General features: G+C 62.1%; 27 protein-coding genes. 7 read left to right on the top strand and 20 right to left on the bottom strand.

Annotated elements, in window-relative coordinates; genetic code table 11:
* Nucleotides 1-127: 127 nt before the first annotated feature.
* Entirely contained in the window at nucleotides 128-748 is a 621-nt protein-coding gene (locus B9Z37_RS08010; protein WP_108312433.1) for a glutathione S-transferase family protein, read from the bottom strand.
* On the bottom strand, nucleotides 745-1,467 hold the full coding sequence (locus B9Z37_RS08005) for a glutathione S-transferase family protein (RefSeq protein WP_108312432.1): 723 nt from the start codon (nucleotides 1,465-1,467) through the stop codon (nucleotides 745-747). The genes B9Z37_RS08010 and B9Z37_RS08005 overlap by 4 nt, the downstream gene beginning before the upstream one ends.
* A gap of 181 nt (nucleotides 1,468-1,648) precedes the next feature.
* Between B9Z37_RS08005 and B9Z37_RS08000 the strand changes: the two genes are divergently transcribed.
* On the top strand, nucleotides 1,649-2,827 hold the full coding sequence (locus B9Z37_RS08000; RefSeq protein ID WP_108312431.1) for an acyl-CoA dehydrogenase family protein: 1,179 nt from the start codon (nucleotides 1,649-1,651) through the stop codon (nucleotides 2,825-2,827).
* A 58-nt stretch (nucleotides 2,828-2,885) separates the two neighbouring features.
* On the opposite strand, the gene pyrF is transcribed toward B9Z37_RS08000, so the two are convergent.
* Nucleotides 2,886-3,728: an orotidine-5'-phosphate decarboxylase gene (pyrF, locus tag B9Z37_RS07995; protein WP_205872563.1), complete on the bottom strand. Its 843-nt coding sequence runs from the start codon at nucleotides 3,726-3,728 to the stop codon at nucleotides 2,886-2,888.
* A gap of 87 nt (nucleotides 3,729-3,815) precedes the next feature.
* Here pyrF and B9Z37_RS07990 point away from each other — a divergent pair, with 87 nt between their 5' ends.
* A complete protein-coding gene (locus B9Z37_RS07990) occupies nucleotides 3,816-4,715 on the top strand; it encodes a DMT family transporter (RefSeq protein ID WP_108312590.1) in 900 nt (299 codons plus the stop codon).
* Here the strand turns inward: B9Z37_RS07990 and B9Z37_RS07985 are convergent.
* From B9Z37_RS07985 to B9Z37_RS07970, 4 genes are read right to left on the bottom strand one after another with little or no spacing between them, the layout of a single operon-like run.
* Nucleotides 4,696-5,565, bottom strand: a complete 870-nt coding sequence (locus B9Z37_RS07985; protein ID WP_108312429.1) for a uracil-DNA glycosylase — start codon at nucleotides 5,563-5,565, stop codon at nucleotides 4,696-4,698. The two genes, B9Z37_RS07990 and B9Z37_RS07985, sit on opposite strands and share 20 nt — an antisense overlap.
* Nucleotides 5,566-5,573: 8 nt before the next feature.
* The gene (rimI, locus tag B9Z37_RS07980) at nucleotides 5,574-6,083 is read right to left on the bottom strand and encodes a ribosomal protein S18-alanine N-acetyltransferase (protein ID WP_205872562.1); all 510 of its coding nucleotides are present in this window, start codon (nucleotides 6,081-6,083) and stop codon (nucleotides 5,574-5,576) included.
* On the bottom strand, nucleotides 6,080-6,865 hold the full coding sequence (tsaB, locus tag B9Z37_RS07975) for a tRNA (adenosine(37)-N6)-threonylcarbamoyltransferase complex dimerization subunit type 1 TsaB (protein WP_108312428.1): 786 nt from the start codon (nucleotides 6,863-6,865) through the stop codon (nucleotides 6,080-6,082). Before tsaB ends, rimI begins: the two co-directional genes overlap by 4 nt.
* Nucleotides 6,862-7,845, bottom strand: a complete 984-nt coding sequence (locus tag B9Z37_RS07970; RefSeq protein WP_108312427.1) for a DMT family transporter — start codon at nucleotides 7,843-7,845, stop codon at nucleotides 6,862-6,864. The genes tsaB and B9Z37_RS07970 overlap by 4 nt, the downstream gene beginning before the upstream one ends.
* 53 nt (nucleotides 7,846-7,898) lie before the next feature.
* Between B9Z37_RS07970 and dacB the strand changes: the two genes are divergently transcribed.
* Together dacB and B9Z37_RS07960 are read left to right on the top strand one after the other, a co-directional pair.
* Nucleotides 7,899-9,455 carry a D-alanyl-D-alanine carboxypeptidase/D-alanyl-D-alanine endopeptidase gene (gene dacB / locus B9Z37_RS07965; protein ID WP_240606654.1) on the top strand — a complete coding sequence of 519 codons (1,557 nt, stop codon included), beginning with the start codon at nucleotides 7,899-7,901 and terminating at the stop codon, nucleotides 9,453-9,455.
* A gap of 3 nt (nucleotides 9,456-9,458) precedes the next feature.
* Nucleotides 9,459-9,713: a SemiSWEET transporter gene (locus B9Z37_RS07960; protein WP_108312426.1), complete on the top strand. Its 255-nt coding sequence runs from the start codon at nucleotides 9,459-9,461 to the stop codon at nucleotides 9,711-9,713.
* Between the two features lie 7 nt (nucleotides 9,714-9,720).
* Here the strand turns inward: B9Z37_RS07960 and B9Z37_RS07955 are convergent, their stop codons facing one another.
* Genes B9Z37_RS07955 through purE form a run of 3 tightly spaced genes read right to left on the bottom strand, consistent with a single transcriptional unit; the run spans nucleotide 9,721 to nucleotide 12,376 of the window.
* Nucleotides 9,721-10,713, bottom strand: coding sequence for an L-threonylcarbamoyladenylate synthase (locus tag B9Z37_RS07955; protein WP_108312425.1), 993 nt, complete (start codon nucleotides 10,711-10,713; stop codon nucleotides 9,721-9,723).
* Nucleotides 10,710-11,879: a 5-(carboxyamino)imidazole ribonucleotide synthase gene (locus B9Z37_RS07950; RefSeq protein ID WP_108312424.1), complete on the bottom strand. Its 1,170-nt coding sequence runs from the start codon at nucleotides 11,877-11,879 to the stop codon at nucleotides 10,710-10,712. Before B9Z37_RS07950 ends, B9Z37_RS07955 begins: the two co-directional genes overlap by 4 nt.
* Complete coding sequence (purE, locus tag B9Z37_RS07945; protein ID WP_108312423.1) at nucleotides 11,876-12,376, bottom strand: 5-(carboxyamino)imidazole ribonucleotide mutase; 501 nt, start codon at nucleotides 12,374-12,376, stop codon at nucleotides 11,876-11,878. Before purE ends, B9Z37_RS07950 begins: the two co-directional genes overlap by 4 nt.
* Nucleotides 12,377-12,456: 80 nt before the next feature.
* Here purE and trxA point away from each other — a divergent pair, with 80 nt between their 5' ends.
* Nucleotides 12,457-13,410, top strand: coding sequence for a thioredoxin (gene trxA / locus B9Z37_RS07940; RefSeq protein ID WP_108312422.1), 954 nt, complete (start codon nucleotides 12,457-12,459; stop codon nucleotides 13,408-13,410).
* 87 nt (nucleotides 13,411-13,497) lie between these two features.
* On the opposite strand, the gene B9Z37_RS07935 is transcribed toward trxA, so the two are convergent.
* Nucleotides 13,498-14,019, bottom strand: coding sequence for an Mpo1 family 2-hydroxy fatty acid dioxygenase (locus B9Z37_RS07935; RefSeq protein ID WP_108312421.1), 522 nt, complete (start codon nucleotides 14,017-14,019; stop codon nucleotides 13,498-13,500).
* 154 nt (nucleotides 14,020-14,173) lie between these two features.
* Between B9Z37_RS07935 and B9Z37_RS07930 the strand changes: the two genes are divergently transcribed.
* Nucleotides 14,174-14,539 (top strand): hypothetical protein, encoded by a 366-nt coding sequence (locus B9Z37_RS07930; RefSeq protein ID WP_108312420.1) that lies wholly within the window; start codon nucleotides 14,174-14,176, stop codon nucleotides 14,537-14,539.
* Nucleotides 14,540-14,591: 52 nt separating this feature from the next.
* Here the strand turns inward: B9Z37_RS07930 and B9Z37_RS07925 are convergent, their stop codons facing one another.
* The 3 genes from B9Z37_RS07925 to pyk all read right to left on the bottom strand — a co-directional run bounded on the left by B9Z37_RS07925 (nucleotide 14,592) and on the right by pyk (nucleotide 18,209).
* Entirely contained in the window at nucleotides 14,592-15,500 is a 909-nt protein-coding gene (locus tag B9Z37_RS07925; protein WP_108312419.1) for a phosphoribosylaminoimidazolesuccinocarboxamide synthase, read from the bottom strand.
* Between the two features lie 80 nt (nucleotides 15,501-15,580).
* On the bottom strand, nucleotides 15,581-16,645 hold the full coding sequence (fba, locus tag B9Z37_RS07920; RefSeq protein WP_108312418.1) for a class II fructose-bisphosphate aldolase: 1,065 nt from the start codon (nucleotides 16,643-16,645) through the stop codon (nucleotides 15,581-15,583).
* 130 nt (nucleotides 16,646-16,775) lie between these two features.
* On the bottom strand, nucleotides 16,776-18,209 hold the full coding sequence (gene pyk / locus B9Z37_RS07915; protein ID WP_108312417.1) for a pyruvate kinase: 1,434 nt from the start codon (nucleotides 18,207-18,209) through the stop codon (nucleotides 16,776-16,778).
* 229 nt (nucleotides 18,210-18,438) lie between these two features.
* On the opposite strand from pyk, the gene B9Z37_RS07910 reads away from it, so the two are divergent.
* The gene (locus tag B9Z37_RS07910) at nucleotides 18,439-19,554 is read left to right on the top strand and encodes a fatty acid desaturase (protein ID WP_108312416.1); all 1,116 of its coding nucleotides are present in this window, start codon (nucleotides 18,439-18,441) and stop codon (nucleotides 19,552-19,554) included.
* A 212-nt stretch (nucleotides 19,555-19,766) separates the two neighbouring features.
* On the opposite strand, the gene B9Z37_RS07905 is transcribed toward B9Z37_RS07910, so the two are convergent.
* The 6 genes from B9Z37_RS07905 to B9Z37_RS07880 all read right to left on the bottom strand — a co-directional run bounded on the left by B9Z37_RS07905 (nucleotide 19,767) and on the right by B9Z37_RS07880 (nucleotide 25,379).
* Nucleotides 19,767-20,960: a phosphoglycerate kinase gene (locus B9Z37_RS07905; protein ID WP_108312415.1), complete on the bottom strand. Its 1,194-nt coding sequence runs from the start codon at nucleotides 20,958-20,960 to the stop codon at nucleotides 19,767-19,769.
* Between the two features lie 106 nt (nucleotides 20,961-21,066).
* Nucleotides 21,067-21,414 carry an AzlD domain-containing protein gene (locus B9Z37_RS07900; protein ID WP_108312414.1) on the bottom strand — a complete coding sequence of 116 codons (348 nt, stop codon included), beginning with the start codon at nucleotides 21,412-21,414 and terminating at the stop codon, nucleotides 21,067-21,069.
* Nucleotides 21,411-22,142 (bottom strand): AzlC family ABC transporter permease, encoded by a 732-nt coding sequence (locus tag B9Z37_RS07895; protein ID WP_108312413.1) that lies wholly within the window; start codon nucleotides 22,140-22,142, stop codon nucleotides 21,411-21,413. Before B9Z37_RS07895 ends, B9Z37_RS07900 begins: the two co-directional genes overlap by 4 nt.
* A complete protein-coding gene (gene fmt, locus B9Z37_RS07890) occupies nucleotides 22,142-23,107 on the bottom strand; it encodes a methionyl-tRNA formyltransferase (RefSeq protein WP_108312412.1) in 966 nt (321 codons plus the stop codon). Before fmt ends, B9Z37_RS07895 begins: the two co-directional genes overlap by 1 nt.
* Before the next feature lie 7 nt (nucleotides 23,108-23,114).
* Entirely contained in the window at nucleotides 23,115-23,621 is a 507-nt protein-coding gene (gene def, locus B9Z37_RS07885) for a peptide deformylase (RefSeq protein ID WP_108312411.1), read from the bottom strand.
* 93 nt (nucleotides 23,622-23,714) lie between these two features.
* Nucleotides 23,715-25,379, bottom strand: coding sequence for a phosphoethanolamine transferase (locus B9Z37_RS07880; protein WP_240606653.1), 1,665 nt, complete (start codon nucleotides 25,377-25,379; stop codon nucleotides 23,715-23,717).
* Between the last annotated feature and the right edge of the window lie 19 nt (nucleotides 25,380-25,398).

The raw sequence follows: 25,398 nt of genomic DNA, 5'->3' as shown, positions 1-25,398 counted from the left end.
CCCGCCTACGCGGGCATGACACAACCACCGTCATGCCGGACTTGATCCGGCATCCATGGTTGAACAGGCATGGACCCCGGATCAAGTCCGAGGTGACACATGACCAACGCGGGGTAACATCCGTCCCTCAAACCTTGGCGCTAGGCCGCTCGTTCATGCGGTCACGCCAGGCCTGCAAGGCGCTCATGCCCTCGTCACCGGGCACGAACTTCATCAGGCCCCGCGCAAACTCCAGCGCGCAAAACGCAGTGATGTCAGCGATGGTGAAACGCTCGCCCGCGATCCAGGGCTGGCTTTGCAGACGCTGGTCAAACCAGCGGGCCACTTCGCGCACCTTCTCGCCTTGTGAGCGGCCAAACTCGGGGAACTGCGGTTTTTCCAAAGCGGCCAAGCCCGGGTGGCTGTGGCGGATCGCGTTGGCAATGCCGCCCAACAAATACAGCTCCACCTGCCGGTCAGCCATCTCGATGAAACCGCGCTCATCGCCATCCACACCCATCAAATTCGGCTCAGGAAAGCGGCCCTCCAGCAAAGTGCAAATCGCCCGCGTCTCGGTGATCACGCGGCCATCGTCCAGCTCCAGCGCGGGCACTTTGGCCAATGGGCTCTTGGCCAGGTACTCGGGCTGGCGGTGCTCGCCACCGTTCAAGTCCATGTTGACCATCTCGATGCCCGTGATGTTTTTCTCCACCAAAAACATCAACACCCGGCGGGGGCTGGGGGCGCGGTGGGCGGTGTAGAGCTTCATGGCTTGTCCTTGTTGGGCGTGTTCTGGTTTTGTCCCATCTCGACCATCTTGCGGGCTTCTTCTGAAAACTTCTTGGCGGCATCGTCGCCGTCTTTGGTGAGGTTGATTCTGGAAGGCGGCGCTTCAATACCGCGCAACACGGCAGGGCGCTGGCGGATCGCATCAAGCCAGCGCTGCAAATGCGGCAAGTCGTCCACCCCAACGCCCGACCAGCGGTGCGTGCGCACCCAAGCCCAGTTGGCAATGTCGGCAATCGAATAATCGCCCGCCAGGTACTCATGGTCTTTCAGGTGGCTGTCGAGCACCGTGAACAGGCGCTTGCTCTCGCCCTGATAACGGTTAATCGCGGGCTGGATCTTTTCCGGGAAGTAACGGAAGAACACATTGGCCTGCCCCATCATCGGCCCGATGCCGCCCATCTGAAACATCAGCCACTGCAGCACACGCGAGCGGCCCTTGGCATCGGTCGGCATGAGCTGGCCGGTTTTTTCGGCCAGGTAAATCAGGCAGGCTCCCGACTCGAACACCGCGAAGTCATCGGCGCCGCGGTCCACGATGGCGGGGATGCGGCCATTCGGGCAAATGGCCAAAAAGTCGGGCTGCTTTTGCTCGCCCTTGGACAGGTCCAGCACCTTGAGCGTGTAGGGCTGCGCCAGCTCTTCGAGCGCGATGGAGACTTTGTGCCCATTGGGCGTGGCGGCGGTGTAGAGGTCGATCATGGGCGCAGGCTAACAGCCACCCAAGGTCAGGGCTGGCGCGCAGATGACAACCCGGCACAAGGCATAACAGCGAGCGCACCCGGGCGACAGCGAGTCGCAGGCCGGACAGCGCAAGCACGCACCAAGCTTTCCAATACCTTTATGCACTTTCGTTCAACGATTCTCGAAATATGCCCACGCCATGAACTTTGACATTCCTCCGGACATTGCGGCACTGCGTGAGCGCACCCGCCAATTCATCGCCGAACAGGTGATCCCTCTGGAAACCGACCCACGGCACGGCGCGCATGGCCCGTCAGAAGATCTGCGCAAAGAATTGGTGGCACGCGCACGCGCTGCGGGCCTGCTCACCCCGCACGCCTCCCTTGAGATGGGCGGGCTGGGCCTGAGCCACATCGCCAAAGCGGTGGTGTTTGAAGAAGCCGGTTACTCCAATCTGGGCCCAACTGCGCTCAACATCCACGCGCCCGACGAAGGCAACATCCACCTGATGGAAGAGGTGGCCACCCTGGCCCAAAAAGAGCGCTGGCTGCGCCCGCAAGTGGCGGGGCTCACCCGTTCGTGCTTTGCCATGACCGAGCCCGCACCGGGCGCGGGGGCCGATCCGTCCATGCTCACCACCACCGCCGTGCGCGACGGTGACGATTACCTGATCAGTGGGGGCAAGTGGTTCATCACCGGGGCCGACGGCGCGGACTACGCCATCGTCATGGCGCGCATGGAAGACGGCACGGCCACCATGTTTTTGACCGACATGGACGAACCGGGCATCCGGCTAGAGCGCAGCATGGACGCCATGGACAACTGCTTTACCGGTGGCCACGGGGTGCTGTGTTTTGACAACTTGCGCGTGCCCGCTGCCGATGTGTTGGGCGAAGTGGGCCAGGGCTTTCGCTATGCGCAGGTGCGGCTGGCCCCGGCACGGCTGACGCACTGCATGCGATGGCTGGGCCAAGCCCGCCGGGCGCATGACATCGCGCTGGATTACGCCAGCCGCCGCCAAGCGTTTGGCAAGCCATTGGCCGAACACGAGGGTGTGGGCTTCATGCTGGCTGACAACGACATCGACCTGCACACCGCCCGCCTGCACATCTGGCACACGGCCTGGTTGCTGGACCAGGGCCAAAAAGGCGGCTTTGAATCGAGCCGAGCCAAGGTGGCTTGCTCAGAAGCCGAGTGGCGCGTGGTGGACCGCTGCGTGCAGATTCTTGGCGGTCAGGGCGTGACGGCCGAAACGCCCGTGATGCGCATCTTCATGGACATGCGCGCCTTCCGGATTTATGACGGCCCCAGCGAAGTGCACCGCTGGAGCATGGCCCGCAAGCTGGTTCACAGCGCGCAGAAGGCGGCGCAAGGCTGAGAGAACAAGCGGATATCAGCATCAGCCCCTTGCGTCTGGGGCTGGTTAGCGCTAAGGCTCAGGCCTTGGCCGCTTGCAAGGTGTCCCGCGTCTGCATCGCCACTTGGCGTGCCGCTTGGGCAAAGTCGGCACCGCCCGACGCATACAGCACCGCACGCGACGAGTTGACGATGATCGGGCCGGCGCTGCTGCCGTCGGCGTTGGCGCGCCAGCCGGCCTTGACGGTGGCCACAGCGTCACCACCTTGTGCGCCTACGCCAGGGATCAGCAAGGGCACGGTGGGAGCGAGTTCGCGCACACGCTCAATTTCTTTGGGGTAGGTCGCGCCCACCACCAAGCCCAACTGGCCGTTAAGGTTCCAGGGGCCTTGGGCCAAGCGCGCCACATGTTCGTACAACAGCGGTTGCCCTTCGACCGAGGCCAGCCGCTGGTTTTGCAGGTCGTCACCACCGGGGTTGGAGGTGCGGCACAGCAAAAAAGCGCCTTTGCCGTGGTACTTGAGGTAGGGGGCCACCGAATCCCAGCCCATGAAGGGCGAGAGGGTCACCGCGTCAGCACCGTAGCGCTCAAAGGCTTCGATGGCGTATTGCTCGGCGGTCGAGCCAATGTCGCCGCGCTTGGCGTCCAGGATGATCGGCACATGGGGGGCCACGCGGCGCATGTGCTCCATCAGGCGTTCCAGCTGGCCTTCGGCGCGGTGCGCGGCAAAGTAGGCAATCTGGGGTTTGAAGCTGCTGACCAGATCGGCGGTGGCATCGACGATGGCCGCGCAGAAGTCGTAAATCTTGTTGGAATCGCCCTTGATGCGGTCCGGGAACTTGGTGGGCTCAGGGTCCAGGCCCACACAAAGCATGGAGCCGTTTTGGCGCTCGGCGGTGCGCAACATGTCTAAGAAGGTCATACGGGCATTTTAAGCGGCGGCCAGGCAGCAGGCATGGGGCGCTCACGGCGACAGCTTGGCACGCGCGCCAAAGCTAAGATGGCCACCATGCACAAACTCTCCCCCCGCCAATGGACCGTTCTGGTGTTGCTGACCCTGGTCTGGGGCGTCAACTGGCCGATCATGAAAATCGGGGTCACGGGCTTTCCGCCGCTGACCTTCCGCGCCCTGTGCATGTGGCTGGGCACGCCGGTGCTGGCTTTGGTTTTGGTGGTGCAGCGGGTGCCGTTTCGCATTGGGCGCGCGCATTGGCGCGAATTGCTGCTGCTGGCCACCTTCAACATGTTTTTTTGGCACGGGCTGATCATTGTGGCGGTGCAGTCGCTATCAAGCGGACGAGCCGCCATTTTGGGCTACACCATGCCCATGTTTTCTGCGGTGCTGGGCGCGCTGGTGTTTGGCGACCAGCTGGCCAAACGCGCATGGGGTGGCGTGGCCGCTGCCTCTTTGGGTGTGGTCTTGCTGCTGTGGCACGAGCTGTCCAACCTGAGTGGCAAACCCGTGGGCGTGTTGCTGGCCTTGGGTGCAGCCAGCACCTGGGCTTTGGGCACTCAGCTGCTGCGGCGCACCAAGATGCCCGTGCCGACACTGGCCATTTCGTTCTGGATGGCTTTCATGACCACCGGCGTGATGACTGTGCTGGCGGTCTTTTTGGAGCGTGACCAGTGGCACGCTCCGTCTGACGCCACCTGGGGGTCCATCGCCTTCAACGCGGTGCTGGTCTTCGGCTTTGCGCAGGCCGCCTGGTTTTATTTGGCACGCAGCCTGCCGCCCGTGGCGTCCACCCTGAGCGTGATGCTGATTCCGGTGCTGGGTGTTTTCAGCGGCGCAGTGGGTTTGGGGGAAGTCTTGCACTGGCAAGACTGGGCCGCTGTGGGGTTGATGATGCTGTCGATCGCTGCCGTGCTCTGGCCCAAGCGACAGACGGTCAGCCCTGCACGGTCTTGAGCGCCAGCAACAGATCAACCCAGGCTTTGGCTTTGTCTGCCGGGGTGCGCAGCAAACTGCTGGGGTGGTAGGTCGCTACCACAGGCACGCCTTGGTAAGTGTGCAATTGCCCACGCAGCTTGCCCAGAGGCTCTGAGGTCTGCAACACCGATTGCACGGCAAAGCGGCCCATGACCAAAATGACTTTGGGTTGAACCAGGGCCACTTGACGTGCCAGATAGGGCGCGCAGGTGCTCAGCTCTTGCGGCGTCGGGTTGCGCCCTGGCGGCCGGCACTTGACTGCGTTGGTGATGTAAACACTGCCTTCGCCTTGCGCCTTGCGGGCCAAACCCACCGCTTTGAGCATGTTGTCGAGCAACTGCCCAGCCGCCCCTGCAAAAGGTTCGCCTTGTTGCTCTTCGTCTTCACCTGGTGGGTCCCCAATGACCATCCAGTCGGCTTGCACATCGCCCACACCCAACACCACATTTTTGCGCTGTCCGCACAAATCACAGGCCTGACAAGCTGCAGCGGTGTCTTTCAGGGTGATCCAGTCCATGCGGTCCACACCCTCAGCCAAAGGCTGGCCTGTCACGATCGCGGCAGGCTGTGCCGGGGCCACTGAGGCAGGTCGCGTGGTGGACGCCACGGTGACGGGACGCGGGGCCATTTCGGGTGGGGTTTCAGATGCAATTGCGGAAGACACGAGGGGCGCAACATGGGGTGCCACAGGTTCAAGCGCAGCCACGGTCTGCACGGGAGCAACGGATGCCGCATCGTCTGCACGCTGTGGCCACCACACGCGCACGCCCATCTCGGCCAGCATGGCGCGTTGGCGTTCATCAAGATCAAATCGGGTGGGGTCGCTCATGTTCGGGCTCACAGTTTCAAACTCATCACCACCGCATGCTCACGTTGCTGGCGGTCTGCAGGATAGTAATCCTTGCGGATGCTGACCTGCCGAAAACCATAGCGCTCATACACCTGCAAGGCGCGCAGGTTGCTTTGACGCACTTCCAGCCAGAGCCATTGCGCACCCTCATGGCGCGACATGAGCGACAAAGCGTCCAGCATCATGTGGCCCCAGCCCTGCCCTTGGCGGGCGGGTGCCACGGTGATGTTGAGCAAGTGCATCTCTTCAAAACCGCGCATGGCCAAAAAGTAACCCAGCAATTCACCGTCCAGCCACAGGCATTGGGCGTCAAACAAGGGGTTCAGCGAGTCGCGAAAATTGCCTCGCGACCAGGGGTGGCCGTAGGCCGTTTGCTCGATGGCCATGACCGCGTCCAGATGGTCCGGGGTCATGGGGGCCAGGGTGACCGCGTTGCGCACCGCTTCTGAGGGTTGGACGCGTGCTGATGCGTCGGGCTTCGTGGTTAAACCGGTCATGGCTGAACGGCCGCCTTGGCCAGGGCGGCTTGGGCTTTCATGGCCTCGCGTTCGGCAGTGGTGTTGGCCACTTTGTCGCGGATGTAGAGCGGCATGGCCTGATCGGCCGGGACGGCCAAGCCCTTCGCCCACAAATCGGGCGCTAATCGCAGCAAAGCCGCTGCCGTGGGCAAAGCCATGCAATGCGGGCCTTGCGGCAAGCGTTCACCATAAGCGGCGAACGCATTGCCCGCCAACAAAAGAGGCTGGCCTTGAGGGTTGTGGATTTTTTCGGGGGCGCTGACCTGCAAAGCAGAAACCTCTTGCCAGTGACCCTGAACTTGCCCATCGGCCTCCGGCTGGGGCTGCCAACGGTAAGCCGCGCTGTAGACCTCGTCCATGCGCGCATCGAGCAAGGCCAACACCGTCAGCGGTGCATCGGACTGGATGCTCCCGGCCTGGCATTGTTCAAACCGGGCCTCTTCGGCCACGGCCAGCAAAGTGTCCACCGGCAACACAGGCACATCGGCGCCAAACGCCAGGCCTTGCGCCACGGCACAGGCCGTGCGCAAACCAGTAAACGAGCCCGGCCCCCGGCCAAACACAATGGCGTCCAATGAAGCCAGAGGCAGGTCGGCCTCGGCCAACATGGCCAGCACCGCCGGGATCAAGCCGCTGGAAGCCTGTGCACCACCGGGCAGGGTTTGGGTCCAGACCCGATCACCTCGGGCCACGGCCAAAGACAGCACATCGGTGCTGGTGTCAAAAGCCAGCCAACGCCATTCTTTGTTGCTCGGGCTCATGGCTTGCCTCCGGCTGTGGCGACGCTGGGCAAAACAAGCGCGGGTTTGGCCTGACGCACTCCAAACAAGATACCGCTGGTCACCAGCGCCAGCCCGGCCAGCAAATTCCAGTGCAAGGGTTCACCCAGAAACCAGACCGCACCCAAGGCCGACAAACCCGGCACGAGGGCCGTGATCATGGTCGAGCGCACGGGGCCAAAGTGGCGCACCATTTGCGTGAAGGTGATGCCTGAAATGACCACCGAGCCCACGCCCTGGAAAACCGCTTGGAACACGATCTCGGTCCACGGCACTTGCGGCAAATGGGTGGGCAAGGCCCCCACGCCGATCAAGACCAGATAGGCCGGCACAAAGCCCACAAAAGCAAAGGCGGTGATGGCCATGGTGGCGCGCACCGCATCCAGTCCATGTCGGCGCACCGTCACGCTGTAAGCGGCCCAACAACTGGCTGCTGCCATGAACAACAAATCGCCTTTCCAGACCTCGCCGCCCTCAAACGCCTTGAGCAAACTCGCGCCCCCCACCAACACATCGCCCAGCACAATGAACCCCAGACCCATCGCGCGGGCCGAAGAGACTTTTTCACGCAACACCAGCCAGGCCAACAAGGTGGTCCACAAAGGCAAGCTACCAGGCATCAGCACCGAGGCGTGCGTCGCGGGTGCAAAAAAGAAACCGCTGTAGGCCAACACAGCGTAGAGCAAACCACCCAGAAATCCGGCCTGCACGGTGGGTGCCAAAGGCAAGGGAGATAAGCCGCCCAGTGAGCCGACCTTTTGACCTGTTTGGCGGGCAGGGCGCATGAGCCACCAGGCCCAAGGCAGCAAAATGCTGCTGGCGCCCACAATGCGGGCCAAGGCGATGTCGAGCGGCAGCAAACCGCGCGAGGCCGAAGCACGCGCAATGACGATGAAGCCGGTCCAGATGAGCACTGTGATGACCGCCGAGGCCAAGCCCACGGTTTTTGAAGAAAATCGCATGGCCCGAATGATACGGCCCCGCCGTACAAGGCCGTGACCGTTAGACTCGCTGAATGACATTGATCCACCCCAAGCGCCCCTTGTTTTCGACCTGGTGGATGGGCCTTTGCACTGTGCTGATTTGGCACGGTGCCATGGCCTTGCCAGCCAACGCCCAGACTGTGACTGCGATCCCCTCCGGCGCTCCTGATTTGCCACTGGCAGTTTTGAAAGCCTTGCACCAAGCGCAAGTACCTCCCTCGGCCTTGAGCATCGTCATCACCCCCTTGCCTGCAGCAGACGCATCGGGCAAACCCGCCGAGGCACAGCCACCACGCCTGTCACACCGTCCGCAAACCGCCAGCAACCCGGCTTCGGTCATGAAGCTGTTCACCACCTATGCCGGCTTGAGTTTGCTGGGCCCAGACCACGTGTGGCACAACCGCGTGTATGCCGATGGCCCTGTGCTGGGTGGCGTGCTGCAGGGCAATCTGATCGTGCGCGGCAGCGGCGACCCCAAACTGGTGATGGAGCGCCTGCAAGACCTTCTGGGCCAGGTGGTCGCAGCAGGCGTGCGCGAGGTGCAAGGCGACATCGTGCTCGATCGCAGCGTCTTTGACGTGCGCGAACGCAGTGAGCCCTTTGACGACGAACCACTGCGCCCTTACAACGTGGCACCGGACGGATTGCTGCTCAACTTCAAAGCGGTGGTTTACAAATTCACACCCGATGCGGCCAGCGGGCAGGTGCAAGTGCGATTCGAGCCGCCTTTGGCGGGCATGGATGCGCCGACACAACTGCCCGCGAGCACCGCCCCTTGCAACGATTGGCGCAGCCAACTCAAAGCGGACTTCAGCCAGCCTTTGCAAGTGCGTTTTTCAGGCAGTTACCCCAAGCGCTGCGGCGAACGCGAGTGGCCTGTGGCCTACCCGGAGCCTGAACACTATGCACCCCGCGTCATGCAAGCGATGTGGCTGGCCGCAGGGGGGCGGCTGACCGGCCAGGTGCGCTATGGCCTGCATCCTGCGTCGGCACGGCTGCTGGTGGACGCGCCCTCTTTGCCCTTGGCCGAGGTCATTCAGGACATCAACAAGTTCTCGAACAACGTGATGGCTCAGCAGCTGTTCCTGACGCTGTCGAGCGAATTGGGCGCACCCGGCCGCTTCGAGGCCTCACGCCTTCGGTTGTTGCAATGGTGGCGCAAGGCCTTGCCAGGCCAAGAAGAACCGGTGCTGGACAACGGCTCGGGCCTGTCTCGCACCGAGCGCAGCACCGCCGCGTCTTTGACCGCATTGTTGCAAGCAGCCCACGCCAGCCCGCACGCCCAGGCTTTTGTCAAATCACTCTCGCAAGCAGGCATCGACGGCACCACCGCCCGACTGAAAGAACGCAACCCGCAGTCCCCGGTGATCGGCAACGCCTGGCTCAAAACCGGATCGCTGCGCGACGTGGTGTCTGTGGCGGGGTATGTGCAAGGCCAAAGCGGCCAGCGCTACACCGTCGTCGCCATCGTCAACCACCCCAACGGCAACCAAGCACGCCCCGCACTGGACCAATTGCTGGAATGGGCGGTACGTGATCAGAACAAGCCGGGCCAGACCTCCGCTTCCTCACAGCGCCAGCGACAATAAGCCATGACCTTGATTGACTGGATCGGCTCCTTCGCCGCATTTTTAACCACGGCGAGCTTCATTCCGCAAGCTTGGCAAACCTTTCGGACGCGGGATGTGAGCGGTATTTCGCTGGGCATGTACAGCCTGTTCACTGTGGGCGTGGCCTTGTGGCTGATCTATGGCATCTTGTTGATGGCCTGGCCCATCATCATCGCCAACACCATCACCACCAGCCTGGCGCTGATGATTTTGGTGATGAAGCTGCGTTACCGCTGACGCGGTATCAAGCGGCTGCGCGTTGCAAGCGGTCGCGTACGCCTTCCCACTCGGGGGTGTCGGGCGGCAGCTGCACCCAGATTTGCTGCACGCCACGAGCGTCCAGTTCACGCAACACACTGAACAGCGCGTGTGCAGCTTGGTCGGCGGTGGCGGGCTGAGCCCGCCAGACCACCCCTGCACCCAGGCCTGCGCCATCATCAGGGCGCAGCACAGACCACACCCCCAGATTGTTGGCATGCGGACCCAAGGCTTGCAGCTTGGCAGCGATGTCTGGTGCCGACATCAAACGCACTTTGGCGCGGGGCGCGTAATGCGATTCGAGCGTGCCCGAGGCGCGGGGCGCGGGCTGCAAGGCGGCGTCTTTGTCCATCACGGCACGCCCGCAAGCGGCTTCAATCTGGGGTCGGGTGATCTGCCCAGGGCGCAAAAGCACCGGCTCGCCCCGGGTGCAGTCGATGATGGTGGACTCGATGCCCACATCGCATTCACCGCCATCCAGAATCAACAAATCCGGGCCCAGCTCGGACTGCACATGCGCCGCCGTGGTCGGGCTCACTCGGCCAAAGCGGTTGGCGCTGGGCGCTGACACGCCGTGCACGCCCATGGCCAGACCTGCACGCAAGAGCGCCTGCGCCACCGGGTGCGAAGGGCAACGCAGGCCAATCGAGTCTTGCCCCCCGGCTGAAGCCGTCGCCACACCACTTTGGCGCGGCAAGATCAAGGTGAGAGGGCCGGGCCAGAAAGCATCGATCAAGCGTTGCGCGAAATCGGGCACCTGCGCGGCAAAGATCGGCACCTGCTCTGCACTGACCACGTGCACGATCAAGGGGTGATCGGCCGGGCGGCCTTTGGCCACAAAAATTTTCGCCACGGCCGCGTCGTCCGTGGCGTTGGCGGCCAGGCCATAGACCGTCTCGGTCGGCATGCCTACCAATTGGCCATCACGCAAAGCTTGCGCTGCCTGCGCAATGGCGCGATCGTCTGCCGCAAGGATCATGGCGCTTCAATGCCGAGCAAAGCGGCAGCCTGCAAAGCCGTGGCGCGCACCGCCTCGGGTGTGGCTCCGGTGATGTTCAGGTGCCCCATCTTGCGACCGGGGCGCGCCGACAACTTGCCATACAGGTGCAAATGGGTGCCGGGCAAGGCCAATACTTTGTCCCAGGCGGGTGCGCCGCCTTCGGGCCACAAATCGCCCAGCAGGTTGAGCATGATGGCCGGTGAATGCTGGCGTGGCTGCGTGAGCGGCAAGCCTGCCAAGGTGCGCACCTGCAGCTCGAACTGCGACTGGTCGCAGGCGTTCATCGTGTAATGGCCGCTGTTGTGCGGGCGCGGGGCCATCTCGTTGACGACCAATTGACCGCCTTCAAGGATGAAAAACTCCACACACAGCACGCCCACGTAGTGAATGCCTTCGGCGATGGCACGCGTGGCGGCCACGGCTTGTGCCACCAGCTCGGCGGGCACTGCGCCTTCGTACACACTGGTCACGGCCAGGATGCCTTCGCGGTGCAAATTTAACTGCACCGGGAAATTCACGATCTGCCCATCGGCCCCGCGCGCCACGATGACCGAGCACTCGGCCTGCAGCGGCAGCATTTTTTCAAGCACGCAGGGCACGTTCTTGAGCTGGTCCCAAGCGGCTGTCAATTCCTCACGGGTCTTGACGCGGATCTGGCCTTTGCCGTCGTAGCCCATGCGGGCGGTCTTGAGAATGCCGGGCAACAAATCGTCACCCACAGCCGCCAGTTGTGCAGGCGTGGCGATCACCGCGTGCGGGGCCACCGGCACGCCGCAGCGCACAAAATGGGCCTTTTCGGCGGCACGGTCTTGCGCAATGGCCACCGCTTCGGCGCCGGGCGCCACGGGTCGTTGTGCGCCCAGGGTCATCAGGGCGGGCGCGGGCACGTTTTCAAATTCGGTGGTGATGGCTGCGCAGCGCTGCATCAGCTGCGCCAGGCCTTGTTCGTCCAGATAGTCGGTCTGGATGTGGTGGTGACTCACCAGCCCGGCGGGGCTGGCGGTGTCGGGGTCGAGTACCGCCGTGAAGTAGCCCATGGCCTGCGCCGCGTGCACGAACATGCGGCCCAACTGGCCACCGCCCATCACGCCCAGCGTAGCGGGCTGGCCGTTGACCATGGCCCCTGGCAAGATCGCGCGGCTCATGCAGCACCCACGGGTGGCAAAGTCATGGCGCGTGCCGCTTCGGTCTGCGCGGCGCGGAAGGCTTCGAGCTTCTGGCGCAAGGCCGCGTCGTGATTGGCCAGCATGGCCACGGCAAACAGGGCGGCGTTGGCCGCTCCGGCTGCGCCAATGGCAAAGGTGGCCACGGGCACGCCCTTGGGCATTTGCACAATGCTGTGCAACGAATCCACGCCCGACAAGGCCTTGGTTTGTACCGGCACACCCAGCACCGGCACCACGGTTTTGGCCGCGATCATGCCGGGCAAATGGGCTGCACCGCCTGCCCCCGCGATGATGGCCTGCAAGCCCCGCTCGGCGGCGCTTTGTGCATAGGCAAACATATCGTCAGGCATGCGGTGGGCCGAAACCACACGGGCGTCGTGAGGGATGCCAAACTGTTGGAGAATCTGGACTGCGTGCTGCATGGTGTCCCAGTCGGAGCTGGAACCCATGACGACGCCGATGAGCGCTTGAGTCATTGGGTGCTTTTCGTGATCAATGTCGAATTTTAAGGTTTCACCCGCACGGGTCCGAAACACAACCCGGAACACTGCCCGCCATGATGGACGTCACGATACAAAATTTTGAAGCCGAGGTCATCGAAGCCTCCATGACCACGCCCGTGCTGGTGGACTTTTGGGCACCTTGGTGCGGCCCCTGCAAATCGCTCGGCCCTGTCCTCGAAAAGGTGGAGGTCGCCTACGAAGGCCGCTTCAAGCTGGTCAAAATCAATTCCGACGAAGAGCAGCAACTGGCCCAGGCCTTTGGCATCAAAAGCATTCCGACCTGCGTTTTGCTGAAAAACGGCCAGCCGGTCGATGGTTTCATGGGCGCTTTGCCCGAAGGCCAGGTCAAGCAGTTTTTGGACAAACACCTCCCCGCAGCCGAAGAGCTCCAGGCCCAAGCCACCGCCGAAGTAGCCCAGCAGCACCTTGAAGCGGACGACCCGCACAGCGCCCGCGCCGCATTGGAACAAGCCCTGGCCACCGACCCCGGCAACGACGATGCCCGTTTTGACCTGATCAAGCTGTTGATTGGCCTGGGCGAGCTGGCCGAAGCCGCTGCCCTGCTGGCTCCGGCCATGAGCCGCATCCCGGTGCCACTGCGCTTTGAGGCGCAAACACAATGGGTCAATGCCTTGGAATTCGTGACCAACGACCCGCGCGGCGAATGGGAGCTGGCCAAGTTTGACGAACTGATCGGCCAGAACAAGCGCGACTTTGAAACCCGCTTTGCCAAAAGCCGCCTGCTGATTGCCGTGGGCCAATGGGAAGCGGCCATGGACGAGTTGCTGGAAATCATCATGCGCGACAAAAAGTGGGACGACGAAGCCCCACGCAAGACCTTTGTGGCCTTGCTGGAGCTGATGACCCCGCCCAAATCCCAAGCACAAGACGCCACTGGCAAATCGGCAGGCGGGATCGAGTTGATGGGCAAAGCCGCCTTGGCCGAAGACCCGCTGCTGAGCATGATCTCCAGCTACCGGCGCAAGCTGAGCATGGCGCTGAACTGAGACCTGCTCTCCCAAGCCAAAGGCCCGGCCAACCTGCATAGCAGCAGGTTGACCGGGCCTTTTTCAATGCGCGTGCCGCTGTCGCCGTTATCGGCTCGGGCCCGCTTGGCGCTCAATGTCGCGCCGCATTTTTTGCAGCAAACCAACACCCATGAGGCATTCGCCCACCACGAACATGGGGCCCACGAGCAAACCCACGAGGTCATCGACAAAGGCGGGTTTACAGCCTTCAAAATAATGGCCCACAAACTGAAAAACCCAGCCCACCAAAAACAAGCCCACGCCCATCTGCCAAACCGGCAGCGCCCAGGCCGCAGCCCATGACGGCACCTGATGGGCCAGCGCGATCAAGGCACCGTTGACCAGTGCGGTGGCCGTGCCCAACAAGAGGTCGCCACGGCTCAGGTACCACAGGCTGGTCAGTGCCCACACGCACCAGGCCAGCGTCAACGCATGGCCGGCCACCGTCCAGGAAGGGCCGAGCAACAACACCCCGACCGACAAAGTGATCAAAGGAATGCCCACCAAATGGGTCGCGATGTTGCGACGGTCACGGTGGTAATGGGCGTATCGCACCATCAAGGGCGTCGCAGGGCGAAAAAGCGTCATTCGATCCTCTCGTACGGGCCAACAAGGCGCCCAATGCAATACTTGTCGCTACAGACATTTACCGGTTCCACCGCACCAGACGGGCTGTGGCGGTGCATTTCAAGGTTGAAGCTCCCTAGAGTTGAAGCATCACTTTTGCATTCATTCTTGAACCATGTCCCGTGCCGAACCCCTGGTCACCCCTGAAGCGCTTCAATGCTTGCTCGGTGGTGCGCCTGCGCGGTCCGAAGTACTCGGTACAGGCTTTTGGAACAACCTGCAAAACATCCATTTTGGCGCAGCGCTTTGGCTGGTCAAGGGGATTTTCCTGTATGCGGTGCTGATGCACGTCGACGCCGCCAACCTGATGAGCAGCAGCCGCTACCTCTGGATGCGCGGAACCCTGGAACTCTTGTGCCTGACCACTTTCTGGGTGGCCTGCATGCACCCACGCGGTCGCTCGGTCGCCTACGGCACCATGCTCGTGGCCAGCACGACGCTGCTGATGGACGCCATGACCTTGCTGGCTTTGCCAGGCTGAGTCATCCAGCTCCAAGCAAAAGGCGCTGTCTCTGCAGCGCCTTTTTTCATCTTCAGGCCATCAAACGGTTCATGGCCTCTTCGTATTTGGCGGCCGTTTTCTCGATCACTTCACGCGGCAAGCGGGGTGCCGGTGGCGTCTTGTCCCAAGGCTTGCCATTGACCAAGGCGGTTTCCAGCCAGTCACGCAAAAACTGCTTGTCATAGCTGGGTGGATTGGCCCCCTCCACATAGCTGTCTGCCGGCCAGTAACGCGATGAGTCGGGCGTCAACACCTCGTCCATCAAGACCAAGGCGCCATCGGCATCGAGGCCAAACTCGAATTTGGTGTCGGCAATGATGATGCCTTTGGCCGCCGCGATGTCGCGCGCTGCCTTGTACAACTGGATGCTGATGTCGCGAATACGGGTGGCCAGATCGGCACCGATCATGTCCACGGTTTGCTCGAACGTGATGTTTTCGTCGTGCTCGCCCACCGCAGCCTTGGCGGCGGGGGTGTAAATCGGCTCAGGTAACAGGCTGGCGTTTTTCAGGCCGGCAGGCAACTTCACGCCGCAGACGGCTTGGTTGTCCTGGTATTCCTTCCAACCGCTGCCCGCCAGATAACCGCGCACCACAGCCTCGACCGGGATGGGTTGGAGGCGTTTGACCAGCATAGAGCGGCCCTTGACCTGAGGCACTTCGTCGGCAGACACCACGCTCTCAGGGGCATCGCCCGTCAGGTGGATCGGGCAAATGTTGAGGCCTTTGGGCCCGAGCTGGTCAAACCAAAACAGCGCCATTTGCGTGAGCAACACGCCCTTGCCGGGGATGGGCTCGCCCATGATCACATCGAACGCGCTGATGCGGTCGGACGCCACCATCAAGATGCGGTCGTCACCCACGGCGTAGTTGTCACGCACCTTGCCACGCGCCAGCAGGGGCAAGGAAGTCAGGGCCGAGGTGTGGAGCGCAGAGGTCATGGCAAAACAGTCAAGCAACAGCAAAAAAGAAAAAGGCCCGTTGAACAGTCAACGGGCCATTCGGGTCAATTATCGCAGGCTCAGCGAACCACCTGCGCCAACTCACCCTTGGCATAACGGGCCGCCACCACCTGCAGCGTCTCACCCTTGATTTTGGGAGCTTGGCCTTCGCAGCCGAACTCCAGGTAACGCTGCTTGCACAGCTGCTTGGCCGCTTCGCGGGCAGGCTTGAGCCATTCGCGGGCGTCAAACTTGTCGGGGTTTTCAAACAGGAACTTGCGGCAAGCGGCGGTCATCGCCAAGCGGATGTCGGTGTCGATGTTGATCTTGCGCACGCCAAATTTGATGGCTTCCTGGATTTCTTCGACCGGCACGCCGTAGGTTTGCTTCATCTGACCACCATACTGGTTGATCATGGCCAGCAGCTCTTGCGGCACGCTGGACGAGCCGTGCATCACCAGATGGGTGTTGGGGATGCGGGCGTGGATTTCTTTCACACGCGAGATGGCCAGAATGTCGCCCGTGGGCTTGCGGCTGAACTTGTAGGCGCCGTGGCTGGTGCCAATGGCAATGGCCAGAGCGTCCAAACCGGTGGCCTTGACGAATTGCGCAGCTTCTTCGGGGTCGGTCAGCATCTGGCTGTGGTCGAGTTTGCCCACGGCACCGATGCCGTCTTCTTCACCGGCTTCGCCGGTTTCCAGGTTGCCCAGGCAGCCCAGCTCGCCTTCGACCGACACACCGGCCAGGTGGGCCATCTCGACCACGCGGCGGGTCACGTCGACGTTGTAGGCAAAGTCGGCCGGGGTTTTGCCGTCTTCGAGCAAGGAGCCGTCCATCATGACCGAGGAAAAGCCCAGGTTGATCGCGCCTTGGCAAACCGCAGGGCTTTGCCCGTGGTCTTGGTGCATGACCAGCGGAATGTGGGGCCACTGCTCGGTAGCAGCTTGAATCAGGTGCTTGATGAAAGGCTCACCCGCGTACTTGCGGGCACCTGCGCTGGCCTGCAGGATGACCGGCGCACCGACCTCGTCGGCAGCCGTCATGACGGCCTGGACTTGCTCCAGGTTGTTGACGTTGAAAGCTGGAATGCCGTAGCCGTTGACGGCGGCATGGTCCAGCAGCTCGCGCATTGAAACGAGTGCCATGGTGGTGATTTCCCGGGAAGTTGAAGATTCAAAGGTGCCGGCGTGTACCCGGCCCGTAACTGATCCGGATTTTATAGGGTTCGGCCTGACACAAGACTGAACCCGCCCCTCCCGAAAGGGCGGACCCCCCTCAAGCGACCTTACAGATCTTCAGCATGTTGGTGCCGCCGGGCGACCCCATGGGCTCACCGCAAGTGATGGCATACACATCGCCCGTGCCCACGATGTTGCGGCTTTTCAGGTGCGCTTCGGCTTCGGCCAAGGCCGTGTCGCGGTCGGCGCTGGTGTCCATCAACAAGGGGCGCACGTTGCGGTAGAGCGCCATCTTGCGCTGCGAAGTCAGCTTGGTGGTCAAGGCGTAAATCGGGATGTGCACGCGGTGACGGCTCATCCACAACGCGGTCGAGCCCGATTCGGTCATGGCCACAATGGCTTTGGCACCCAAGTGGTGGGCGGTGAACAACGCGCCCATGGCAATGGACTGGTCAATGCGGCTGAAAGACTGCCCCCGGAAGTCGGCATCGAGCTGGACGTCTTCAGCACTTTCGGCGGCGGCGCAGATCTTGGCCATTTCTTCCACGGTTTCCAGCGGGTATTTGCCTGCGGCCGTCTCGGCGCTCAACATCACGGCATCGGTGCCATCCAGCACGGCGTTGGCCACGTCAGACACTTCAGCGCGGGTGGGCACCGGGTTGGTGATCATGCTTTCCATCATCTGGGTGGCGGTGATGACGACCTTGTCGTGCACCTTGGCCAGCTTGATCATGCGTTTTTGCAGGGCGGGCACGGCGGCGTTGCCCACTTCGACGGCCAGATCACCCCGGGCGACCATGATGCCGTCGCTGGCTTTGAGGATCGCTTCGAGGTGGGGAATGGCTTCGGCGCGTTCGATCTTGGCGATCAACCCCGGCTTGTGGCCGTATTCGGCCCCCGCCACGTTGCACAGCTGGCGGGCCATTTCCATGTCTGTCGCGTTTTTCGGAAAGCTCACCGCCACATAGTCGGCTTGCAGACTCATGGCGGTTTTGATGTCGTCCATGTCCTTGGCGGTCAGGGCCGGGGCGGTCAGGCCGCCGCCTTGCTTGTTGATGCCTTTGTTGTTGGACAGCTCCCCGCCTAATTTGACGGTGGTGTGCACCTGCTCACCCTTGACGGCGTTCACGGTCAGCACGATCAGGCCGTCGTTGAGCAAAAGCACGTCGCCCGCCTTCACGTCACGGGGCAACTCTTTGTAGTCAAGGCCCACGCCCTGAATGTCACCCGGCTCGGTGCGCGAGGCGTCCAACACAAACGGCTCACCGGGCTCGAGCATGACTTTGCCCTCGGCAAACTTGCCCACACGGATCTTGGGGCCCTGCAAGTCGGCCATGATGGCCACTTCGCGGCCAGCGCGCTGGGAGGCTTCGCGCACCAGACGCGCCCGGTCCACGTGGTCTTGCGCTTTGCCGTGGCTGAAGTTCAGTCGCACCACATTGACGCCAGCGCGGATCATGGCTTCGAGCAAGGCAGGGTCGCTGGAAGCAGGGCCTAAGGTGGCAACAATCTTGGTCGCGCGATGTGTCATGCGGGGGTCTCCATGTAATTTGGTTTCAATTTTCACACGAAATCGGTTACATCACGGGTTCTTTCGGCGGCAAGATCCAGAGGATGAGATTGCATAGCGGCAGGCCCCATTCAAAAGAACACCGTGCATATACCGATTTGGGCCTTTTAAATGGCTGAATTGATCCTTGTCAGCCCAAGGAAACGTCCAGGCGACTAAACTTATGCCAAGCGATTGACTTAGAAACACCATGACTGCATTGCATACACCGACCGATCACCAGCCTGTTGGACTGGACCAACCCCTGCCGCACCGCAAGACTTTGCGCGAGTGGCTGATCCCCTTGTCTGAGCGCAGCACCTTCCGGGCTTTTGTGCTTTTGGTTTTGGACTACGCCCTGTTTTTTGCCCTGATCACCGGCACCATCGCACTGGAGTCCGTCTGGCTCAAAGTGCTGTGTGCGCTGGCCGCCGGTTTCGTGATCGGCCGTTTGTTCATCATCGGCCACGACGCCTGCCACCAGAGCCTGACACCGCACCGCGAACTCAACAAGGTGCTGGGCCGCATCGCGTTTTTGCCCTCGCTGACCCCCTACAGCCTGTGGGACACCGGCCACAACGTGGTGCACCACGGCTACACCAACCTCAAGGGGGTGGACTTCGTCTGGACCCCCCTGACGGCTACCGAGTTTGAAGCCCTGAGCCCCATGCAGCGCCTGCTGGAGCGTGCTTACCGCAGCGGCTGGGCACCCGGTCTGTACTACATGATCGAAATCTGGTGGAAGCGCGAGTTCTTCCCCAACAAAACCCACATGCCCACCCGCCGCCCGATTTTCTTCAAAGACAGCTTGCTGGCCAGCCTGTTTGCGGCCTTCTGGATCGCCACCATTGCCGCTGCTGCCGTGTACACCGGCCAGTCGGTCTGGCTGTCGCTGCTGCTGGGTTTTGCCGTGCCCTTCTTCTTTTGGAACAGCATGATCGGCTTCGTGGTCTATGTGCACCACACCCACGTCAAGGTCTCCTGGCACGACAACAAGGCCGCCTGGACCAAGGCCGCGCCTTTCGTGTCGACCACCGTGCACCTGACCTTCCCGTTCAACATCGGCGCGCTGATGCACCACATCATGGAGCACACCGCCCACCATGTGGACATGAGCATCCCGCTGTACCGCCTGAAGCAAGCGCAGTCCAAGCTCGAAGAGATGCTGCCCGGCCGCATCATCGTGCAGCCGTTCTCCTGGAAGTGGTATTTCGAGACCGCCAAAAACTGCAAGATGTACGACTTCACCCGCGAATGCTGGACCGACTTCAAGGGCAACATGACCAGCCCGGTGCGCGGCAACCTGCCCCCTGCAGCTCAAGCCTGACCGGGCTTGTGCCTTGGCCACAAAAAACCCCGCGATGCGGGGTTTTTTGTTGGGCGCATGCAGCTCATGCCAGCTTGACCAGGGGCACTTGGTCTTGTCATGCCCGCGAACGCGGGTATCCATGACCACCGAAGGCATGGACCCCCGATCAAGTCGGGGGTGACAAAAAGATCCATGGACCCACTTGGCTCCTGGCTGCCCCGACGGCGACTTCAGCCCGCTGCGCGCTTGGCCAAAATCTCAAATGCAGGCAAGGTCTTGCCTTCCAGGATCTCGAGGAACGCACCACCGCCGGTCGAGATGTAGCCCACCTGCTTTTCAATGCCGTACTTGGCAATCGCGGCCAGCGTGTCGCCACCACCCGCGATGCTGAAGGCGCTGGACTCGGCAATCGCTTGGGCGATCACCTTGGTGCCGTTTTCGAAGGCCGCAAACTCAAACACACCCACCGGGCCGTTCCACACAATGGTGCCGGCTTGCTTGAGCTGCGCGGCCAGTTTGGCTGCGGTCTCTGGGCCGATGTCCAAAATCATGTCGTCATCGGCCACCTCGGTGGCTTTCTTCACGGTGGCCACGGCGTCGGCGGCAAAGGTTTTGGCCACCACCACATCGGTCGGGATCGGCACTTCAGCGCCACGGGCTTTCATGGCTTCAATCACGGCTTTGGCCTCATCCACCAAGTCGGCTTCAGCCAAGCTCTTGCCGATCTTCAAGCCCACCGCCAGCATGAAGGTGTTGGCAATGCCACCGCCCACGATGAGCTGGTCCACGTTTTGTGACAGGCTCTTCAAGATAGTCAACTTGGTACTGACCTTGCTGCCCGCCACGATGGCGGCCAATGGGCGCTTCGGCGCGGCCAGGGCCTTGCCAATGGCGTCGATCTCGGCGGCCAGCAAGGGGCCGGCACAGGCGATGGGGGCGAACTGGGCGATGCCATACGTTGTACCCTCGGCGCGGTGAGCGGTGCCAAAGGCGTCGTTCACGTAGATGTCGCACAACTGGGCCATCTTGCGGGCCAGGTCTTCGTTGTTCTTCTTTTCGCCTTTGTTGACGCGGCAGTTTTCCAGCAGCACCACTTGGCCGGGGGCCACGGTCACGCCGTCCACCCAATTGGCGACCAGCGGCACATCACGGCCCAGCAGCTCGCCCAAGCGCTTGGCCACCGGGGCCAGCGAGTCTTCGGGTTTGAACTCGCCCTCGGTGGGACGGCCCAAGTGGCTGGTCACCATCACGGCAGCGCCAGCGTCCAACGCCATCTGGATGCAGGGCACGCTGGCACGCACGCGGGTGTCTTCGGTGATGCTGCCGTCATCGGCTTGCGGCACGTTCAGGTCGGCGCGGATGAAAACACGTTGGCCCGCAGCTTTGCCGCTGGCGCACAGATCAGAAAAACGGATGACGTTCATGGTGTGAAGAAAAGTGGATGGGTCAATTCACATCCATTTTAAAAGCCCGGCCTGACAGCGGCTGACGTTGCGCAGGTACGAACCCCGAACAACGCGCAAACGGGACTTACCAGCCCCACCCCAAATGCAAAGGCAAATAAACCGCCATGCCCGCGATGATGGTGAACAGCACATCACGTCGCCAAAAATAAACGGCAGCGCCCACCACCGCCGAAAACAAGCGGGCGTCTTGCCAAGTGCTGATCAAAACACCCTGCACGGTGATGATTTCAGGCACCACCACAGCCGACAAAGCGGCGATGGGCGCGTATTGCAGGCCACGCTGCGCCCAATGGGGCAACTGCCAGTTTTTGCTGGATATGAAAAAGAAGCTGCGCGTGAGCACCGTGACCAGCGCCAGTCCGACGATGACGGCCAAAGTCCACAGATCGGTGCCGCCCCAAGCCATGTTCATGCGGACACTCCCGGAGCAGGCCGCATTTTTTCGACCGTGAGGCACAAGATCACCGCCACGGCAATCGCCACCACGATGTTGAGCTTGAGCGGCAGGCTGTAGGCCACCACCGCCGCAGCGCCAGCGACTGCCGCCGACAGCATGCGCATGCGCGAACTGGCCAGCGAGCACTGGATGCCCAGCAGGCACAAAATGCCCGCAAAACCCAAGCCCCAGCTGGGCGGAATCAGGTTGGCCAGCGCGATGCCGACAAAGCTCGCCACGATCCACGACAACCAGTTCAAAAAGTCGTTGCCAGCCAAATAAGCCTCTTGTTCCAGCCGCCCCTCGGCGGTCTCGGCCGGGTGGGCGTACTTGCGCACAAACAGCACGTAGCTGATGTCGGCCGTCAAATAGCCGTGCAGCATGCGCTGCCAGCGCGGCAGGTGGATCAAGAACTGACGCAAATGCAGACTGAACACCACAAAGCGCAGGTTCACGCAAAAGCCTGTGGCCAGAATCACCCAGGCAGGCGCGCCCGCCACGATAAGTGGGATGGACGCCAGCTGCGAGCTGCCCGCGAACACCAGCAGCGTCATGGCGCTGGCCTCGAACACGCTCATGCCCGACTTGACCATGGCCACGCCGGTCATCAGGCCCCAGGCGGCAATGCCCGGCGACTGCGGCGACACCTCGCGCATGCCCTGCACAAAGGCAGGGTGACGGTACAGGCGCGCGAGGAAAAACATCAGGCCGCCACCAGCCGCTGACCGGCCTGCAAAGGGCAGCCGCGCAAGAAGTCGGCCGCACTCAAGCGCTTGCCACCGGGGCGCTGCAGTTGCGTGAGGCACAGCTGCCCCTCGCCACAAGCCACGCGCACGCCTTGCGCATCGGCCTGCACCACGGTGCCGGGCTCAGCCGCTGCCTGCAAAGGCTCGGCCACGGCTTGCCAGAGCTTGAGGGTTTCGGTGCCCGCCTCGGTCGTGAGCGGCACGGTCATGCCCGGAAAGGGGTCAAAAGCGCGGATGCGCCGCGCCAGCACCTCGGCACTCAAGGCCCAGTCGAGTGCAGCTTCGGCTTTTTCGATCTTGTGGGCGTAGTTCACGCCTTCACTCGGTTGGGGCTGTCGCTGCAACTGGTCGATGTCGGCCAGCGCCTGCACAATCGCTTCGCCCCCCAGCGCCGCAAGCCGGTCGTGCAACACGGCCGTGGTGTCGGTCGGCAAAATGGCCTCGGTACGCACCAGCAGCATGTCGCCCGTGTCCAGGCCCGCGTCCATTTGCATGATGGTGATGCCGGTTTGGGTGTCACCTGCCTCGATGGCGCGGTGAATGGGCGCTGCACCGCGCCAACGTGGCAAAAGGGACGCGTGGATGTTCAGGCAGCCTTTGGGGGGCAAGTCCAACACCCACTGCGGCAGGATCAAGCCATAAGCGGCCACGATCATGGCGTCTGCCTTCGCAGCCAACAGGGTGTCGCGGGCAGCGGCGGCGTCTTCAGGATATTTGCCGTCCAGGCGCAGGCTGCGCGGCTGGGCCACGGGCACCTTGTGGTCAAGGGCCCATTGCTTGACGGGAGAGGGCAGCAGCTTCATGCCACGGCCAGCGGGGCGGTCAGGCTGGGTCAGCACCAACACCACTTCGTGGCCAGCAGCGTGCAAGGCGGCCATGGCCACGTGGGCGAATTCGGGCGTACCCGCAAATATCAAACGCATGCCGTGCTCAGCGCTCGGCTTTTTGGGCTTTGACCAGCTTGGTCTTGATGCGGCCTTGCTTGAGCGGGGACAGGTATTCGACGAACACTTTGCCCTTCAAGTGGTCCAGCTCGTGCTGGATACAGATGGCCAGCATGCCTTCGGCCTCGATGTTTTGAGCCTTGCCATGGCGGTCAAGCGCGGTGACCTTGACGGCCGTAGCACGCTCCACACCATCGTAAATGCCGGGCACCGACAAGCAGCCCTCTTCGCCTTTGACGCGCTCGTCGCCCATCCAGGTGATTTCGGGGTTGATCAGCACCAAGGGCTGGTTGCGTTCTTCGGAGGTATCGATCACCACCAGCCGCTCGTGCACGTCGATCTGCGTCGCCGCCAGGCCAATGCCACTGGCGTCGTACATGGTTTCCAGCATGTCGTCGATCAAGACGCGAATGCGGTCATCTACCGCCTGCACGGGCTTGGCCACCTTGTGCAGGCGTTGGTCGGGATAGCAAAGAATAGGGAGCAGGGCCATGGGGGATCAAAACGGAAAAGAAATCAGGGCTGTATTGTCCCCAATTTCCAAAGCACCTGCCCAAGCTGGCCATCTGTGTGGCCGCGTGCGACTTCAGCGGGCTGGCGAACAAGCCGAAAAGATGTCCAGCTCCGGTTTGGCCAAACCCGTGCTGACCTGGGTCAAGCCCAGCACCGAATGGAACAAGTTGTCGTGCGACAAAGCCTTGCCACTTTGGGCCTGCAAACAGGCCATGCTCCAACCCCGCTGACGCTGCATGGGCTTGGACAGCCACACCACCATCGGCACATGGATTTGCTCTTTCGGGGCCATGCTGTAAGGCATGCCATGCAGATACAGGCCTTTTTCGCCCAAAGACTCGCCGTGGTCGGACACGTACATCAGCGCGGTAGGACGTGACTGCGCTTGCAACCAATGCACCGTCTTGGCGATGAAATGGTCGGCATAGAGAATCGAGTTGTCATAGGCATTCACGATCTGCTCGGGCGGGCAGTTTTGCAAGGCGTGGCTGCTGCATTCGGGCAAAAACTGCTTGAGCGCTTTGGGTGAGCGCTTGTAATAAGCTGGGCCATGGCTGCCCATCTGGTGCATCACCACCACGGTGCCTTTGGCTCGTTTGGCCGGGTCCAGCGCAGCCAATTGCTTGGGCAGCTCGTGCAGCATCACCTCGTCGAGGCACTCGCCATCCTTGCAAAACTCGGGCACGTTCAAGGCCGTGGTCGAGACGTTGGGCACGCGCTCGCACACCCCTTTGCAACCGGACTGGTTGTCCAGCCAAAGCACCGCCAAACCGGCACGCTGCAGCACATCCAGCACGCTTTCAAAACGCTGGCTGTTGCCCTCATAGGCGGCTTTCCCCAAATGCGAAAACATGCAGGGCACCGAGGCCTGCGTGCTGGTGCCACAAGACCTCACGTCCGAGAAGTAGGTCAGGTCACCCTGCGCCTGCAACTTGCGCAACTGTGGCGTGGTGTCACGGGCATACCCGCTCAAACCAAAATTAGCGGCCCTGGCCGTCTCGCCCAACACAAACACCACCAAGGGCGCTTGGTCTGCCGTTGACACGGGGGCCACCACTTTCGCGTCATCGCCAATCGCCAGCAATGGCTGGCTGGCCTGAGCCGCTTGCCCCACAAACAGCCGGGTGACTGCGTACACACTGTTGAACGGGTTGACCATGTAACGCAAATGCTTGTGGTTGCGGGTCAGCGAGGCGATGTCCTGAAACGACATCCAAAAGAGCCCCAAGGCCACCAGCAAGGCCAGCAAAGACACCCCCAGTTGCCGCAAGATCAGCGGCTTGGCGTTCACCGTCCGAACGGACTGACGCCACAACCAGACCCCGGGAAGAATCACGCCCACCACCAAGGCCGCCAGCATGGTCCACGACAACAAGTCACGCACCTCGCGTACATCGGTTTGCACCACGTTGGCCAACATGCTGGGGTCGATGACCACCCCATAAGTGAGCATGAAATAACTGCTGGACGTCACCGTCAGCAACAACACCACGGCCGCCGGCTTGAGCCAGCGCGGCCAAACCCAAAGGCACAAAAACCAGCCCAGCAAGCCCAGCAAAATCAGCCACAGGCTGGCCGTGGTGGTCACCGCACGCATCCCTTGCGTTTCAGGCAGTTTCCAAAGGGCCATCCAGAACGGGAAATTGCCCACGGTGCCCAGCCAGACGGTCAAGACCGCCAGCAAGGCCGTGGGGTGCCAAGCAGAACGCGCAGAAAGAAGCTTGATGGGAGCCGTCACAGGGTAGATCCAAGGTACA

It is taken from the genome of Limnohabitans parvus II-B4, assembly GCF_003063455.1.
GTDB classification, from domain to species: Bacteria; Pseudomonadota; Gammaproteobacteria; order Burkholderiales; family Burkholderiaceae_C; genus Limnohabitans_A; species Limnohabitans_A parvus.
Note: the sequence above shows the minus strand (reverse complement) of the source record. Positions and strands in the feature narration are given on the sequence as shown.